Source organism: Alteromonas sp. CH_MED4-4 (assembly GCF_037029575.1).
Taxonomy (GTDB): Bacteria; Pseudomonadota; Gammaproteobacteria; order Enterobacterales; family Alteromonadaceae; genus Alteromonas; species Alteromonas macleodii.
In genome coordinates this window covers 1-16306 of sequence record NZ_JAYMEU010000017.1, presented here as the reverse complement: position 1 = coordinate 16306, position 16306 = coordinate 1, and the positions used below count along the sequence as shown (strand labels likewise).

Genomic DNA, 16306 nt, shown 5'->3' with positions numbered 1-16306 from the left:
ATGCATTCTTTTCGTTTTTCTGTGCCTCTTGCCGCTCGTTCATTACTGTGCGCGTTCTCTTGTATCGTGCTGACCGCAAGCTGCGCTTATTCACCTTCTACAACGTTGCCCGAAACTGACACGCAGGCGCTACAAAAAGCGAAGTCTGTGGACGCGACTAGTCAAATAACAACATCATGGTGGAAGGTGTTCGAGGTGGCTGAACTTGCGCCCGTTATGAAGTCGCTTGAAAGCCAAAATTTAACCCTTAATCAAGCCGAGCAGAGGGTGAAACGAGCGCAATTTCTGTTAGCACAAGTTAACGCAGGTGACGTTCCGACTATAACGGCGAGGACATCTGGACGCAGTGGAAGAGACCTAGATAGTGGCCGTTCAAGCCACTCTACCTCAGGTGGACTGGGGTTGAGTTATGACGCGGACATATGGGGTACACGAGAAGCTCAGCAGCGCAGTCGTCAGTTAGGTATCGATACTGCACAGTATCAGTTTACCGATGCGCTGTTAGACACCCAGGCGTTGTTTATAAATACCCTGCTTGAGCAGATTTCACTGCAGTCGCGGCTGTCTATTGCGATGCAAAACGTAGAGATTAGCGAAGCGCTGCTAAATCTAGTTCAAATTCGCTTTGAAGAGGGGGATACCTCAGGTATTGAGGTTTCCCAGCAGCGCAATACCTTGATCAGTGCTCAGTCGGAGGTGCTGCGACTGAGCAATAGTTTAACGCTTAATGAGCGGGCATTAGCGGTATTGTTAGGTAATGAATCTATGCAATTTAATACGCCTGAACAAAAAGCGCTGCTTTCCCTTTCGCTAACCGATTTTTCACTGCCCGAAGTGGCACCTATATTAAGCGCTGAGGTATTGAAGCAGCGTCCAGATGTTCAGTTAGCTATAGCGCAATTTAAGCAGGCTGATTTAGCGTTTTACGAAGCGTCAGTGGCAGGTCTTCCAGGCATGAGCTTAAGTGCAGATATTGGTGTGAGTGATCTTTTAGATTTAGCGCAAGGGTGGACCTTAGGCGCAGCAGTAAGCTCAGCAGCAACCCTGTTCGACGGGGGACGGTTAGAAGCTGCAGAGAAGGCGGCAAAAACGGATGTTGATTTGGCGATTTTACAGTATCAGCAGACGGTGCTTAGCGCGATAGAAGCGTTGTTAAATAGCCAAACTAACTTGGTATTCAATCAACAAAACTACCGCTACGCGTTAGCCTCGCTCGAGAACAATCAGCAGCTTTATCGTCTTGCGGATATTCGCTACAAAGCCGGTGACACTGACTTTCTGAATTTGCTTAATGCTCAACGTAGCTTTTTCTCGGCTAGGCAATCTGTGATCAGTAGCTATCAAGCCGTACTCTCTTCTGTCATTGCCACCTACAGAGAAAGCGCAGGCGCCGACATCACTTCGTCATAGCATTTAGATTTTCTCAAGCAGCAATACGAAAGCCCTGTGAACAGGGCTTTTTTGTGCGTTTTGTAAGGATCGGTATAAAGCCTGTCTGAGTCAGGTTTCGTTCAGCTTCACTCATTAATATAGCCTGTGAACATGCACGAATGATTTTGGAGAAGCATTATGAAACGTATCACACTGAGTATTATCACCGGCGTTTGCTTAATGATTGCAGGGCAAGCAAGCGCCCATTCAGGTCATCATTCTCACTCGAATAGAGGAACGAATGAAAGGGTCACTATTATTACGCAACCTGCTCGTCCGATCATTGACGTAGCCATAAGCGTTCCTGAAATTGGCCTGTACGTTAACGTCTTGCCAGGTGCGCATAGGGTAGAGGTTATCGACAATCATCGTTATTACGTTGCTAATAATCATTACTATCGCAAGCATGGGAATCGCTATGTGGTTGTCGATTCACCCTACAAAAAGGTGAAAAAAGTGAAGCACCACAAGCGCAGTCAGGCTGGATATCACGACAACACTAAAGTGATCGTGGTAAGAGAAGGCCGCTAAATTCAGGTTAACAAGCTGGAAAAGATAGGAATAGTGGGGCGTTAAGAGGCTGATGGTTTTTGCTACCAAGCAAAAACCATCAAGTATTCACTAGGCTTCTTTTTTGAGGTCTCGACCAAGCAGAGCTAAGGCCGCCTCTTTAGGGGATTTTCCGTGATAAAGCACAGCATAAATTTGTTCACAAATTGGCATTTCTACGCCTACTTTCTTAGATAAAATGTGCACTTCTTCAGTGTTGCGATATCCCTCAACCACTTGTCCGATTTCGTCAATAGCAACATCGACACTCTTGCCTTGACCCAAAGCCAGCCCAAAGCGACGATTGCGCGATTGATTGTCGGTGCAAGTCAAAACTAAATCGCCAAGGCCTGCCATGCCCATGAAGGTCTCTGGGTTGGCTCCTAACTTCACGCCCAAACGGGTAAGCTCTGCTAAACCTCGGGTGATTAGCGCCGTTCGCGCGTTTGCACCAAAGCCAAGGCCATCGGCTAAGCCCGCGCCTATAGCGATAACGTTTTTAACCGCACCACCAAGCTGAACGCCAGTAAAGTCTGAGTTTTTGTATACTCTGAACGATTTTGCGCAATGCAGCTTTGCTGCAAATTCGTCACTCAGCGTATCGTCAGTGGAAGACAGCGAAATTGCAGTAGGTAAGCCTGCTACCATTTCTTTAGCAAAAGTAGGGCCTGATAACACGGCTAGGGGATAGTCGGTACCCAGTATTTCCTCTGCCACATCGCGAAGCAGACGGCCCGTTTTTGGCTCAAGTCCTTTGGTCGCCCAAATAATGCGTTGATGCGGTTTAAGCAATGGCTTTAAGCTTTGAAGCATAGCCGCAAATGCATGGCTAGGTACAACCACTAAAATATCTTGGCTGGCGGCTACCACTTCTTCTAAGTTGGCATTTACCACTAGGGCATCTGGAAATGTTGCGCCTGGAAGATAACGAGCATTCTCACGGTTCGCTTTCATTTCGGCAATGTGCTTTTCATCACGGCCCCAAAGCAGTGTGGGGTTGCCATTTCTGGCAAGACAAAAAGCAAGGGCGGTGCCGTAAGACCCCGCCCCTAATACTGAAACAGACTCTGAAACCGAATGCGACTTCATGTCCACGCCTTTCATGTTCACCTAATTAGGCGTCCATTTTTGGCGCTTCGCCCTGCGCTTGCTGTGCACGTTTTTGCACGTAAGCGGCAAAGATAGCGTCGAAGTTTACAGGCGCTAGGTTAAGTGGAGGGAATGTTCCACGGTTAACCAAGTTAGAAATGGTTTCACGCGCATATGGGAAAAGCATGTTCGGGCAGAACGAGCCCAGCGTGTGCGCTTTGTTTTGATCTGGCATTTCGCCAATAGCAAAGATACCTGCTTGTTGCACTTCACAAAGGAATGCTGTTTCTTCACCAAGTGTTGCCGTAACGGTAACTGAAAGTACAACTTCAAATACATTTTCTTCTAGCTTGTTAGTGCTAGTGTCGATGTCTAGTTTAATTTCAGGCTTCCACTCTTTAGTGAAAATAGCTGGCGCGTTTGGAGACTCAAAAGAAATGTCTTTTGTGTAGATACGCTGAATATTGAACTGAGCACTCTGTTGCGCTTGTGCGCCCGCTGCTTCGCCGTTATTTGTCTGATTTTCGTCAGCCATGGTATTTCCTATTTAATTGTCGTTTTAATTTAATGTAGTGCGTTGCTGTATGCGCTGACGCTTTACGCCAAACCCAACATTGGATTTAGTTTGCTTTGTGCTTCCAAAGCCATCATATCGTCACAGCCACCAACGTGCTGATCGTCAATGAAAATTTGCGGAACAGTCCAGCCGCCGTTTGCGCGTTCAATCATCTCGTCGCGCAGTTCAGGCTTAACATCTATTGGGTATTCAATAAATTCTACACCTTTTTGCGTTAGCAATGCTTTTGCACGGTGGCAGTAAGGACAGTGGCCCTTGGTGTAAAGTTCTACTTTGCTCATAAAGGTTACCTGTTATTTAGAAACGGGAAGGCTGGCACTTTGCCACGCGTTCATTCCGCCTTTTAATACACTCACATTCGCGAAGCCATCTTTAAGCATCGCATTTGCTGTACCACGAGCCTGATTACCCATAGCGCATACTACGATAATGGGTTTGTCTTTACTGTTTTCAAGTTTCTTGAAGTTTTTCTCACGCAACTCTTCAGGTTTAATTTGTCTGGCACCCAAAATATGGCCAGCTTTAAACTCTTTCGCAGGGCGTGTATCTAGCACTATCGCATCGTCTTTATTCATCAAAACCGTTGCTTCGTGCGTGCTTAATTCTTTTACTGAAGATGTCCATGCACTGATATAGCTAAATATCAACATGGCAATCAGCGCAACCCAAATACCAGCAAGAATAAAGTTGTTGCTAGCAAATTCAATTAGTTGATCCATTACCTCTAACCCTGTCTACAGACCATGAAAAGAGTGCAAAGTATATAGAAAAATGGGCGAGAAACCAGCTTACCTTTCAGTATGATTGATGTCAGTCATAGCGGGTTTGCGCCAAATACTTTAGATGATTGATATTACGAACAAATTGCACTGGGCATATGGAGGAGCGTCAGATACACTGGAAAACGTTGTTAACAGCAACGATGAAACACATTAAGTCATCAATGAAAAAGTTAAGGTTCTAGGCGCACGTATGTCAGTACGATTATTTCTTTCAATCATTGGGTGCATAGTTGCCCTTGCAATTATGCCGATTGGAAGTAGTGCTATTGCACAAGAAGGCGGTGCGAATAGTCAAAAAGAAAAATTAGCTGAGTTACAGGCCGAACTGCGCGCTCGACAGCAAGTATTAGAGAACAATAGAGCCAGTGCACAGGAATTAGAAAATGTGCTGAAGGCCTCTGAACTCGAAATCGCTAAAGTGGCGAAAGCACTATCCAGCACCCGACAGTCACTTAAAAATATTGAGCAAGAACAAGCGAAGCTCGAAGAAGAACAAGAAGGGCTTAAAACGGCTATCCGTAAACAGCAGTCACTTTTATCGAGCCAGCTTAAAAGTGCATTTATGGCGGGGCATTACGACTACGCAAAAATGCTGTTTTACCAAGATGACGCGCGAACCTTCGAGCGTGTCATTACCTATTATCAATACGTGGCTAAAGCGCGCCAAAAAGAGATTGAGAGCTTTAGGGGAAATGTTGCTAGGCTTGAAGAAGTTAACGCAGAGCTTAGCGAAAAAGCCTTGTCACTTGCCGCTTTGAAAGATGAGCAAGAAGGTCAGCGAGCAGTACTTATAACCCGTCAGGACGATAGAAAAGCAACGCTTAAGAAAATAAACAAAACCATAGCCTCTGAAAACCAGCGTATTGCGTCGCTACAAGCTGATGAAAAAGCGCTGAAAGACGCTATTGAAGCGGCCCGGATTGCCGCAGAACGGGCTGCCCGTGAAGCCGAAGTGAGTATGGATGGACTTGCCAAATTAAAAGGTAAGCTGGCAGCGCCTGTAAAAGGCAGAATACGAAACTTATTTGGTAGTCGCCGCCAAGGGCAAGTGTCTTGGAAAGGCATTGTGATAGATGGTGCCGAGGGCGACCCTGTAAACAGCATTGCGCCTGGAAAAGTGTTGTACGCCGATTGGCTGCGCGGATTTGGTCTGGTCGCTATTGTCGATCATGGCGAAGGGTATATGAGTGTTTACGGTCACAACCAAGCGTTACTCAAGCAAGCTGGCGATGATGTCAGGCAAGGTGAACGCATAGCCCTTGTGGGCCGAAGTGGTGGTCAGGAATATCCTAACCTTTACTTTGAAATTCGTCATAAAGGCAAGGCGCTAAATCCAAGCTCTTGGCTAGACTAGGCAGGTTAATTTTAGATTTTCAGAAACTAAGTTGAAACTGAATCAGTTGTTGGTATTCTAGAAAAAACACAGCATTGTGTAGTGTGCGCTTAATAATAATGATGAAAAACGGATGTGACTTAGATGCTTTTGCGTCTGCTAATGCCTTGTATAATCTTTGTTTTATGCGGGCTAACTAGCCTTCAAGTAAAAGCAAAGTCAGACATAATTATAATATTAGATGACCTGGGATACAGGCCGTCCGATGTCGCTGCTTTTTCTCTCCCTAAAGAAATTACCTTTTCTATACTTCCGCAAACGCCGCTGGCTTCTGAAATTGCGCTCCGCGCTGAGCAAGAAGGCAGGGCTGTTATGCTGCATATGCCTATGCAGGCGCAAAGTGGAAAGGACATGGGGCCCCTTGGGTTAACCACTGACATGTTCGCAGGTGCCATTACTTACAATTTGCGAAAGGCAATGAAGAGCGTGCCGAACGCGGTTGGTGTGAATAATCATATGGGAAGTGCGTTCACGGGGCAGCAAAAAGGAATGGAAGCGCTCTTAAAAGAGGTGAAGCGGCAAGGCTTATTTTTTGTGGATAGCCGAACCACGGTACTCACAAAAGGTGAAGAAATTGCGCAACGGTTAGGTGTGCCTAGCGCAAGCAGACAGGTGTTTCTGGACCATAAGCTTGAGCCTGCATTCTTACTTAAGCAGTTCAACCACATGAAACGTATTGCTAAAAAGAATGGTCACGTAGTGGTGATTGGTCATCCCCACCCAGAAACCGTCGATTTCTTGAAAACTCATATACCCTCACTTGAAAAAGAAGGTTTAACCCTTACCTCAGTAACCGACTATTTTTCACATGCGCCGAAAGTGGCCAAGCAGTTTGGTAAAGAGCGCGATCAAACGGCTTCACTTAATAACGCCGATATGAAGGATAGCAAAGTAAGCATGACTGAAGAAAATGCCTTACACAGCAGTGGGCTAATGCACAGCTCCGCAGAAAAAGGCATTGCTGAGCGTTTGGACACAGCGCCAAACGAATAGCTTTTTTGCCCCATTTTATACGTAGTTAGTTCATTTTCATCTCGTTAAGATCAAAATTTAATGTGGGAACGTTTCTCATTTCTGAGAGTCTGTTATAATATAACGTCTCTGGCGAATAGTTCGCGAACTCATTTTTTCACGGTGGTAATTAGGGTAATGACTCCAATTGACGAGAATCCAACAAAACTAGACAAACTTGGCATCTGGGTGTCGAGCTTGTGTGCGTTGCATTGCCTCGCGCTACCTGTTTTGGTGCCTCTGCTGCCGCTGATCGGTTCTAGCTTTTTTGCACAAGTGTGGTTTGAGAGAACAATATTAACCTTTTCGTTAATTGTAGGTGCAGTCGCCTTGGTTAGCGGTGCAATTCGCTATCATGGCAAATACTACCCGCTTGCATTGCTGTTTACGGGTGGCGCTATTTATTGGCACAAAGATATTTTTGGGCATCACTACGAACCCTTTACCATCGCGATAGGTGCAGCGCTAATTGTAGCCGGCCACTGGGTGAATATGCGATTGTGTAGACAATGTAAGTGCTGCAAGAATACGGTGTTTTCAGACCACCTTTCAACTGAATTTAAGTAGTCGACCAAGCTGCATTTCAAGAAAAGTATTCCAAAAAAACGAGCCTATGGCTCGTTTTTTTATAGTGTGAGTATGTATCAGATACGTGTTCTACAGACTTTTCGCATTGAAAAAGTAGGGTTTAATGCGACAACACACTAAGCGCTACATCGGGCACGTTAGTGAATATTCCCGTCACTCCCCACTCTTTAAGCATAAGCATGTCTCTCGGCTCATCTACGGTATAAACGAATACGTCAAATCCGTCTTGCTGCGCCGTTTGCACAAACTGCTTATCAACGGCGTCTAAAGCAATGTTTACGGAATAAGCGTTCAGAGCCCGGGCGCTTGCCGTACAGTCAAGCTCGTAGCTTGCAGATAAGGCGCCGATCTTCACTTCGCGCCACTTAAGCGCAATAGCTTGAAGCCAGTGATGGTTAAATGAAGAGATAAGTAGCTTGTCAGCATTAATACCGCTTTGCAGTACCGCCGCTTTAACGTCTTTAACCCAGCTGTCTACGTCGCGTAAGTGTTTTATCTCAATATTGCACCACTTGTCTTTTGGAACACAATTCAGTGTTTCGGTCAGGGTCGGTATGCGCTCTCCATCCCCAATGTCCATTTCTGTAAGGGATTGCCACGGTACGTCAAGTAAATAGCCGGATTCCCGTGCTCTGCGCGTAAGTGTTCTATCGTGAAAAACAATAATGCCGCTTTCGTGCTGATAGGTATCAAACTCAATGCCATCGGCACGTTGTTCGAAAGCCAGTTTAAATGCCTTTACTGTGTTTTCTGGGGCGGCTTTACTGGCACCTCGGTGAGCAAAAATGAGCATAGACATTTCTTCCTTAAAGATCACAACACGGCTTAATCATCTTTTGCATTATGCAATTTATGCGTGTTGAGCGTTTCATAAACTGATGCTGACGTAATAAGAATTCCACCTAACAACGCACTTAAACCAGGTTTTTCGTTAAGCAGAATAATAGCAAGGAAAACGCCATAAAGAGGCTGCATGCAGGCTATGAGCGAAAACGTTTTTGCCCTAAGGTGACGTAGGCTCGCAGCAATAAGTGCATGAGGAAGCGCAGTAAATACGGTACCTAAAAGCAATAGCATTAGCCAAGAACTAGTAGACGCTGAGGTTATTGCTGCACTGCCTACCGGCAGCATTAAAATACTGATAACCAAGGTTTGCCACGCCATGGCCTGCGCACCGCTGTAGTGCTTAAAGTGCTTACGATGAATAAGGTTTCTAAACGAATACAAGATGGCGGAGGCAATACCAATAAGAACACCAAGGGTAATGTCATTTTCCAGTGACGTTTCGGGCACTATTAAATAAACGCCAACGACCACCGTAACGGTAGATACGATATCCTGCCAGACCAGCCTTACCCGCTCAAAAAAAGGCTCGATAAGCACCGTAATCACAGGGAAGGTAAAAAGCGCAATCATACCTACAGACACCCCGGCATACTGCATGGCGGCGAAGTAGGTAACCCAATGCAGCGCCATCAGCACGCCTAAGCCCAGGGCAACGCCGTAGTCTTTTTTGGAGTTCAGCTTGATTTTGTTTTTCGCCAATTTCAAAAAGGCAAATAGTGCTATACAGGCAAATACCGAACGAACAAGGGTGATATCACTGGCACTAAGTGGTACTAGCCGAGAGAAAAGGGCTGTACCACCAAGTAAAATTACCGTGAAATGAAGTGAGATCAGGCTTTTTTTAACAGCATCCATAAATTAGCTGTCAGCGCCCTCTGACGAAGCCTCGTTCTTTTCGTCACTGGCTGTTTCATCGCTAACGTGCGTATCTTTAGCTGTAGCTTGTGCGGTTGATTTAAGCGCCATAGGCTCACCAAGGCGTGTAACCATACCAGGGGCGAGGTCTTCAAAATCAATCATGTCTTTTTCGAAACACACCACAATGGTCGAACCTAGCTTGAAGCGGCCTAGCTCGGCACCTTTTTCAAGGAAAACTGCTGCTTCACTGTCTTTTTCATATGACCAGTGCTGAACATTTTTACCCGCAGGTGGCGTAACCGTGCCAGCCCAAACTGTCTCAATACTTGCCACTATGGTAGCGCCCACAAGCACCATCGCCATTTTGCCTACAGGCGTGTCGAACAGCGCGACAACGCGTTCATTTCGTGCAAACAGACCTGGAATATTTTGTGCTGTAAGAGGATTTACCGAAAAAAGTTCGCCCGGCACATACAGCATATCGATAAGTGTGCCCTCAACAGGCATGTGAATTCTGTGATAATCACGAGGGGCAAGGTAAATGGTAGCAAACTTACCATTTTTAAATGGCGCAGCTACGTCAGGCTTGCCACCTAATAATGTAGTTAGGCTAAAGTCATGGCCTTTCGCCTGAAAAATACTGTCGCGATGGATATCGCCAAACTGACTTACCGTACCGTCAACAGCATGGATAAGTACGTCATCGTTTTCATCAATGGTGCGCGCTTCAGGTTTAAGCGGGCGTGTGAAGAACTTATTAAAGCTTCTATAATGCTCTGGTTCCTCATGCAGCGCTTCTGACATATCAACATTGTATTGCTTAATAAACGCCTTGATGAAAAATGTCGTAACACTACCCATTTCTGCTTCTGCAAGTTTGCCTACAAGGCGTGAAAGCAGGTGCTTTGGTGTAACGTATTGTAAATTAACTTTAAGCCAATCTAACACAAAATATCTCCGTTTCTTTTATGCAAGCAATAACGCATTGCATAGATAGCGTTATTGTATCGTAAGTCGTGGTATTAAGAGCAACTTTAGGGTTATGAGTGCTTACACAAAAGCATAAGCACGTGGTTCACACCAAAAGAATAAATCGCCGACTAAGAGACAGCTATTACACGTAAGCAGTGCGTGTACTTCTTCGGTCGCTCCAACGAGTTTAGCGCTCCAGTGAGGTTGAAACCTAGTGGCAGTTGTTATGCCCCGGGAGGCTGGCTGTGACTAGGGCGCTGCTCTTCCATGGTGGTTAATATTCTATGGTAGCTGTCGAAGCGTTCTGCGCTAATTTTTCCTTCTTCTACAGCTTCTCTTAGTAAGCACCCCGGATCATTTAAGTGCTTGCAGTCTCTGAATTTGCAGCCGCCCAAATAATCTCTGAACTCAATAAAGCCCCATGTAATACGTTCGGTAGGAATGTGCCACAAGCCAAATTCACGTACTCCTGGGGAATCAATTAAATCACCGCCGGCTGGCAAGTGAAGCAATTTGGCCGCCGTCGTTGTATGTTGACCTAGTCCCGAGTTATCTGAAATATCGCCGGTTAATTCATCGGCGTCTGGCAGAACTTGGTTTATAAGGCTCGATTTACCTACGCCGGACTGCCCTACGAAAACGCTGATGTTATCGTTAAGGTATTCATTGAGTTTGCTAATGCCTTCACCGGTTTTGCAACTGGTGAAAAGCACTTCGTAGCCTAAGTTTTCGTACGTCTTAAGCTGCTCTGTGACGGTTGCGCGTTCCTCTTCACTGAGCAATTCTACTTTATTAAGGACAATCAGCGGCGTGATGCCTATGTCTTCACAGGCAACGAGATAACGGTCGATAATATTCAGTGAAAGGGTGGGTAAAATAGCGCTAACCACTATAATACGGTCGATATTCGCGGCGATGGGTTTAATACCGTCGTAATAATCTGGGCGAGTCAGGACAGAGTGCCTGTCTTTTACAATTTCAATAACCCCACTTACACCTGACTCAGCGTCATCCCCTTTACTGAAAAACACCTTGTCACCACACACTACAGAGTCTACCGTGCGGCGAATGTGGCAGCGAGATACTGCGCCGTTTGCGTCTTCAACGTCGGCGTGTTTACCAAAGCGACCAATTACCGTACCGCTTTCTAGCGTGCTTTCATCAAGGTTCGCCGCGCCCTTTGATGCGTGCTTTTCACGCAAGCGCTTGCTTCTATTTGCTGCAACTTGTCGTTTCTGTCGTTGTGTAAGTTTTGGTTTTTTCGCCACGATTCTTTTCTAGTTTCACGTATACTATGTCAATAATACCGTTTGTAGGGCATGGTTGCCATGTCTGTAGCGCAAAGAGGAAAGTAATGAGTAAACACGACAGTAACCTTGTTTGGATAGACATGGAAATGACAGGGTTAGATCCTGAAACCTGTGTAGTAATGGAAATCGCAACCATTGTTACCGACGCACAGCTGAATATTTTGGCTGAAGGGCCTGTAATAGCGGTACATCAAAGTGATGACGTGTTAAATAATATGGACGAGTGGTGTACACGAGTTCACGGTGAAAGTGGATTAACTGCACGTTGCCGAGAAAGTAAAATAAGTGTTGAAGAAGCATCAGCGCAAACTATTGCCTTTTTAGAGCAATGGGTAGATGCAGGCAAGTCACCGCTATGTGGAAACACCATAGGGCAAGACAGACGCTTCATGGTTAAGTACATGCCCGAGCTTGAAGCTTACTTCCACTATAGAAATATTGATGTAAGTACAATAAAAGAACTAACGCGCCGCTGGAAGCCTGAAATTTTAGACGGTTTCGAAAAGAAAGGCGTACACCTAGCGCTTGATGATATTCGCGAGTCTATTGAAGAAATGCGCTATTATCGTGAGAAAGTGTTTACGATTTAGGCATTCAAACATTGAGGTGCAAAAAAAGTAGAATTAAAGGTTGCGTTACCCCAAAATTTTTGTAAAATGCGCACCACTTCAAACGAAGTACCTCTTTTGTTGCGGGAATAGCTCAGTTGGTAGAGCACGACCTTGCCAAGGTCGGGGTCGCGAGTTCGAATCTCGTTTCCCGCTCCAAACTTAAATCTGAATCTAATCAGATACTAAAAGATGCACAGCATCGACTCTATGCGGGAATAGCTCAGTTGGTAGAGCACGACCTTGCCAAGGTCGGGGTCGCGAGTTCGAATCTCGTTTCCCGCTCCAAATTTTTCAGACACCTCAAAAAACTAAAACTTATCTAGTTTTTAAGTACGACCCCTTGATGGGCCCGCGACCGAATGTCGGCCAGTTGGCAAATCTTGTTTCCCGCTCCAAATTTTTCAGACACCTCAAAAAACTAAAACTTATCTAGTTTTTAAGTGCGACCCCTTGATGGGCCCGCGACCGAGTGTCGGCCATTGCTTCACAAAGCATTCAAATTAGTTTTTGCTACAAACCATAACCTCTTATTTCACTGAAAAGCACCGTGCATACTTGCTCAAGAATCGGCAAGTCGTCAGCTCTGAAAAACGGTTTAAGACCTACTTATTTAAATATACAACGTGACCTAATTAACTGCGTAATCTTAAATTTATACGAAAGTATAAATTTGCTTGCGCTTATTGCTTCAGCGCCGATTCTGTCTGTCTTTACGCACAGTTGTGAATCCTTATTCATGACTCTTTGCACCTTCCTAGTGCGGTGCCGCCTTGATTTCAACCTAGTTCTCAATAAATCTACATTTTACGAGCTCTTTTGCACATTAAATGTGCATTCGAAAGCCGTTAGTTAAGTCTTTTTGAATATTAAATAGATTTTAGTGGGTAAATATGCATAATGCGCCGTTTTTTAGCGGTAGTTTCACTGTTTACTTGCTTTTTGATAGGCACACCATTTGCAAAATGCAATATGTAAAACGCAAATTGAAAACATATAAAAATAACCATCGCTTTTAGACTCCTCAAAAGTGCCGTAAAGAGCACTCTGGAACGAAAAAGTAATACTTGGAGAAACACACATGGCTTTTGGTTCATCAAAGCAAAACAATATTTCTGCACTAGCAATTGCAGTAGCATCTGCACTTACTGTTAGTGCATCTGCGGTTCAGGCTCAGGAAGAAGCCGCTGTTGAAGAGAAGGATGTCGAAAAAGTAGTTGTAACTGGTTCTCGCGTTGCTCAAGACTCCTCCCTGGAAGCAGCGAGCCCTGTTCTTGCCATTAATGCTGGTGATATCAAAACATCTGGTCAAATAGATTTAGGTGCCATGTTGCGTGAGTCGCCTCAACTACAGGCGTCACTGCCTGGGTCTTTTTCTGCATTTAATGGAACCCCACTAGGAGCAAGCTTACTGGACTTACGTAATCTAGGTAGTGAGCGAACCTTGGTTATGGAAAACGGTCGACGACATGTTTCAGGTATTGAGGGTACGGGCTCTGTTGATGTAAATACCATCTCTACTGCTTTACTTAGAAACGTGGAAGTCCTCACTGGTGGTGCCTCAGCTGTTTACGGCGCTGATGCGGTAACCGGTGTTGTCAACTTTAATATGAGAAACGGAGCCTCGTTCGACGGGCTAGAGCTTCGCACTCAAACAGGTGTGACTGACGATGGTGACGCAAATGAATTCTTTTTATCATTGGCCAACGGCTTTTCTACAGATAAAGGTGATTTAGTATTCGCGGTTGAATACCAAGAAACCAGCCCAGTGTATGCTAAAGATAGAGACTTTGCAGGCTCTGGTCTATATACACAAGTAGCCAATACAGAGGCTACTCAGAGTGCATTTGGTATTGATTCACGCTTCAAGAATACTTGGGTGCCAGATTACCGACTTCCAATTTCAAGTGACAGAGGTGTAATTTCATTAACTGGCAGTGCGTTTGGAGATGTCGCTGGATCTGGCGGCGTGCTAGGTTGCGGCACTATCGGAACGTCCATGTTTCCAACGTGTCAGGTAGTGGGTGAAGACGGCACCTTACGTGCCTACAATCCCGGCGATGTTTATGCTGGACCTTTCGATGCGAGTGGTGGTGATGGTGTACCGGGTAGTCCCGACGCTGAACTTATCCTTCCAGAGTCTAAAAGAGTCTTAGTACAGGCAGTGTCAAATTACGAACTAAATGAATTCGTAAATTTCTTTGTAGATGCCAAATTCGTATTTAGCTCGACTAAAGAAACTAATCAGGTGAATGGTTTCAATGACGATATTCCAATCTCCCTAGACAATCCGTATATTCCTGCGGCTCTACTATCTCAAATTAATGAATTACAAGCAGAAGGTGAATCACTAAGCTTGGTAATGTCTCGCGATGTTCTTGATATAAACGCTAATTCAAACCCAGAAGCAGAACGTAAAACGTATCGTATTGTTACAGGCTTCGACGGTTATATCCCTAACACCGCTCTAGAGTACGAGGTTTTCTATAACTACGGTCGAACTGATGCCGACATTACTTCGAACTTGCGCATAGAAGACAGATACTTCGCTGCTATTGACGCTGTAACAGATCCAGCAACTGGCAATGTTGTTTGTCGCTCTGACCTAGACAGTTCTGCGCTTCCTCCTACGTCGCCGTTTCCATCTGCGAATGCGAATTTTGGGTTCTTAACTTTCCAGCCTGGTGATGGTTCTTGTGTACCAGTGAATTTGTTTGGAAAGGATTCAATCAGCGCAGAAGCGGCTAACTTTATATTCCAACCTGGCACTGAGCAGAACGATATAACGCAAGAGAATTTCTTAGCAGTAGTATCGGGCGACTCTTCTGATTTATTCGAGCTTCCGGCAGGCCCTGTTATGTTTGCTCTTGGTTACGAATGGAGAAAAGAGTCAAGTACCTATACGCCAGATCCATATTCTGCAGCAGGCTTAACCTTTGGAACATTAGACTCTCGCAACGGCCCAACCAATCCTTCTGACGGTGAGTACGATGTTTCAGAATACTTTGTAGAAGCAACTATACCTTTACTAGAAGGTGTCGATTTCGCTGAGCGATTAGAGCTGCGCACTGCATACAGAAGCTCAGACTACGACCCATATGGTACGCATGACGCTTGGACGATAGGAACAGTGTGGTCACCTGTTGATACATTTAGTATTCGAACGACCTTCTCTGAAGCGGTGCGGGTTCCCAACATTAATGAAGCCTTCGCACCTACATTTGCGGCTTCACTTGGTGCAGGAGATGACCCTTGTAACCAAAACTTAATTAGTGCGGGCTCTGAGTTCAGGGAGGCGAACTGTATTGCACTGATTGGCGACGCGGTAGCTGATGGCACTTATGATTCTACTAACTTCCTGTCAGCGTTTGTTTCTGGTTCAACGGGCGGTAACCCAGACCTTGATCCTGAAGAAGCAGAAACCATCACGATTGGTACAGTGTGGAGACCAGATACAGAACTCGACGGTATGCTGGAAGGTTTAGTAGTGACACTAGACTACTATAATATTGAAATTGATGGCCTGATTGATAGCCTTACTGGTTTTGACATTGCATCTAACTGCGTAGACGCGCCAACAATCAACAACCAATTTTGTGACGCAATTGACCGTGATGCTACAAATGGATTTATCACAGATTTTCGTTCAGGGTTTATCAACCTTGCAGCGGTAGAGACATCTGGTATTGATTTCCGCGTAGATTATGGCTTTGAGTTAGCTAAATTAGTCGACACAGACGGAAGAATTGAATTCACTATCAACGGAACAAACTTCCTCAAAAATGATGAAGTAAGGGATGTGAGTGCACCTGACGAAGTCACTGATGTTCTTGGAACGTTTGGGCGACCAGAGTGGATCGTAAACATGAGTGCAGACTATATAATTGGTGAACTCGTTGTTGGGTGGAGAGGACGCTACGAAGGAAGCCAGCTACTTCCTGGGCTAGAAAACCAGGATATCGAGAGTGATCCTGATTTTATCAGTCAAACCCACACTGGCTCTGCATTGGTGCATGATTTTTCTGTTTCATACACTTTTGAAGATAGTCTAGAAGTATATGGTGGTATCAATAACGCGTTTGAGGAAGATCCTTACCTTGGCACATTGTCGAGACCGGCAGGGCCTAGAGGACGCTTCTTCTACCTAGGCGTAAATTACACAATGTAACGTCTACACAGATATCAAAAAGCAGCTTTTTAGCTGCTTTTTTTATATCGTGCGCCGGGCATGGCGCGTAGTGCGAAAGCACTGTCCGACTCATTGTGGTGGTGAGTCGATGACTTGGAGGTGA

At 45.2% G+C, this 16306-nt stretch carries 15 protein-coding genes and 2 tRNA genes; 9 read left to right on the top strand and 8 right to left on the bottom strand.

Going from position 1 to position 16306, the window contains the following annotated elements; genetic code table 11:
• Both WA381_RS12825 and WA381_RS12820 read left to right on the top strand, forming a co-directional pair.
• Positions 1 to 1410 carry a TolC family protein gene (locus WA381_RS12825; protein ID WP_156085858.1) on the top strand — a complete coding sequence of 470 codons (1410 nt, stop codon included), beginning with the start codon at positions 1 to 3 and terminating at the stop codon, positions 1408 to 1410.
• Between the two features lie 159 nt (positions 1411 to 1569).
• Positions 1570 to 1962 (top strand): NAD(FAD)-dependent dehydrogenase, encoded by a 393-nt coding sequence (locus WA381_RS12820; RefSeq protein ID WP_156085859.1) that lies wholly within the window; start codon positions 1570 to 1572, stop codon positions 1960 to 1962.
• 90 nt (positions 1963 to 2052) lie between these two features.
• Here WA381_RS12820 and gpsA read toward each other — a convergent pair whose 3' ends face one another.
• The 4 genes from gpsA to WA381_RS12800 all read right to left on the bottom strand — a co-directional run bounded on the left by gpsA (position 2053) and on the right by WA381_RS12800 (position 4365).
• On the bottom strand, positions 2053 to 3084 hold the full coding sequence (gene gpsA / locus WA381_RS12815) for an NAD(P)H-dependent glycerol-3-phosphate dehydrogenase (RefSeq protein ID WP_049588317.1): 1032 nt from the start codon (positions 3082 to 3084) through the stop codon (positions 2053 to 2055).
• Positions 3085 to 3094: 10 nt separating this feature from the next.
• Positions 3095 to 3604, bottom strand: a complete 510-nt coding sequence (gene secB, locus WA381_RS12810; protein ID WP_014948068.1) for a protein-export chaperone SecB — start codon at positions 3602 to 3604, stop codon at positions 3095 to 3097.
• Positions 3605 to 3666: 62 nt separating this feature from the next.
• The gene (gene grxC / locus WA381_RS12805) at positions 3667 to 3927 is read right to left on the bottom strand and encodes a glutaredoxin 3 (protein ID WP_014948069.1); all 261 of its coding nucleotides are present in this window, start codon (positions 3925 to 3927) and stop codon (positions 3667 to 3669) included.
• A 12-nt stretch (positions 3928 to 3939) separates the two neighbouring features.
• Positions 3940 to 4365 carry a rhodanese-like domain-containing protein gene (locus WA381_RS12800; RefSeq protein WP_014948070.1) on the bottom strand — a complete coding sequence of 142 codons (426 nt, stop codon included), beginning with the start codon at positions 4363 to 4365 and terminating at the stop codon, positions 3940 to 3942.
• Between the two features lie 253 nt (positions 4366 to 4618).
• Here WA381_RS12800 and WA381_RS12795 point away from each other — a divergent pair, with 253 nt between their 5' ends.
• From WA381_RS12795 to WA381_RS12785, 3 genes are all read left to right on the top strand, one after another.
• A complete protein-coding gene (locus tag WA381_RS12795; protein WP_039225056.1) occupies positions 4619 to 5782 on the top strand; it encodes a murein hydrolase activator EnvC family protein in 1164 nt (387 codons plus the stop codon).
• A 123-nt stretch (positions 5783 to 5905) separates the two neighbouring features.
• Positions 5906 to 6814: a divergent polysaccharide deacetylase family protein gene (locus tag WA381_RS12790; protein ID WP_156085860.1), complete on the top strand. Its 909-nt coding sequence runs from the start codon at positions 5906 to 5908 to the stop codon at positions 6812 to 6814.
• A 156-nt stretch (positions 6815 to 6970) separates the two neighbouring features.
• Complete coding sequence (locus WA381_RS12785; RefSeq protein ID WP_014948073.1) at positions 6971 to 7399, top strand: MerC domain-containing protein; 429 nt, start codon at positions 6971 to 6973, stop codon at positions 7397 to 7399.
• A 121-nt stretch (positions 7400 to 7520) separates the two neighbouring features.
• On the opposite strand, the gene WA381_RS12780 is transcribed toward WA381_RS12785, so the two are convergent.
• The 4 genes from WA381_RS12780 to rsgA form a co-directional block, all read right to left on the bottom strand.
• On the bottom strand, positions 7521 to 8213 hold the full coding sequence (locus WA381_RS12780; RefSeq protein WP_156085861.1) for a glycerophosphodiester phosphodiesterase: 693 nt from the start codon (positions 8211 to 8213) through the stop codon (positions 7521 to 7523).
• 32 nt (positions 8214 to 8245) lie between these two features.
• Positions 8246 to 9121, bottom strand: a complete 876-nt coding sequence (locus WA381_RS12775; protein ID WP_014948075.1) for a DMT family transporter — start codon at positions 9119 to 9121, stop codon at positions 8246 to 8248.
• 3 nt (positions 9122 to 9124) lie between these two features.
• Entirely contained in the window at positions 9125 to 10072 is a 948-nt protein-coding gene (gene asd, locus WA381_RS12770) for an archaetidylserine decarboxylase (RefSeq protein WP_156085862.1), read from the bottom strand.
• A gap of 248 nt (positions 10073 to 10320) precedes the next feature.
• A complete protein-coding gene (rsgA, locus tag WA381_RS12765; RefSeq protein ID WP_039225052.1) occupies positions 10321 to 11364 on the bottom strand; it encodes a small ribosomal subunit biogenesis GTPase RsgA in 1044 nt (347 codons plus the stop codon).
• A gap of 86 nt (positions 11365 to 11450) precedes the next feature.
• On the opposite strand from rsgA, the gene orn reads away from it, so the two are divergent.
• The 4 genes from orn (at position 11451) to WA381_RS12745 (ending at position 16182) form a co-directional block, all read left to right on the top strand.
• Complete coding sequence (orn, locus tag WA381_RS12760; protein WP_014948078.1) at positions 11451 to 11996, top strand: oligoribonuclease; 546 nt, start codon at positions 11451 to 11453, stop codon at positions 11994 to 11996.
• Positions 11997 to 12097: 101 nt separating this feature from the next.
• Positions 12098 to 12173 (top strand) — tRNA-Gly (locus WA381_RS12755).
• 53 nt (positions 12174 to 12226) lie between these two features.
• A tRNA-Gly gene (locus WA381_RS12750) sits at positions 12227 to 12302 on the top strand.
• A gap of 793 nt (positions 12303 to 13095) precedes the next feature.
• Positions 13096 to 16182 (top strand): TonB-dependent receptor domain-containing protein, encoded by a 3087-nt coding sequence (locus WA381_RS12745; protein WP_156085863.1) that lies wholly within the window; start codon positions 13096 to 13098, stop codon positions 16180 to 16182.
• The last annotated feature ends 124 nt before the right edge of the window (positions 16183 to 16306 follow it).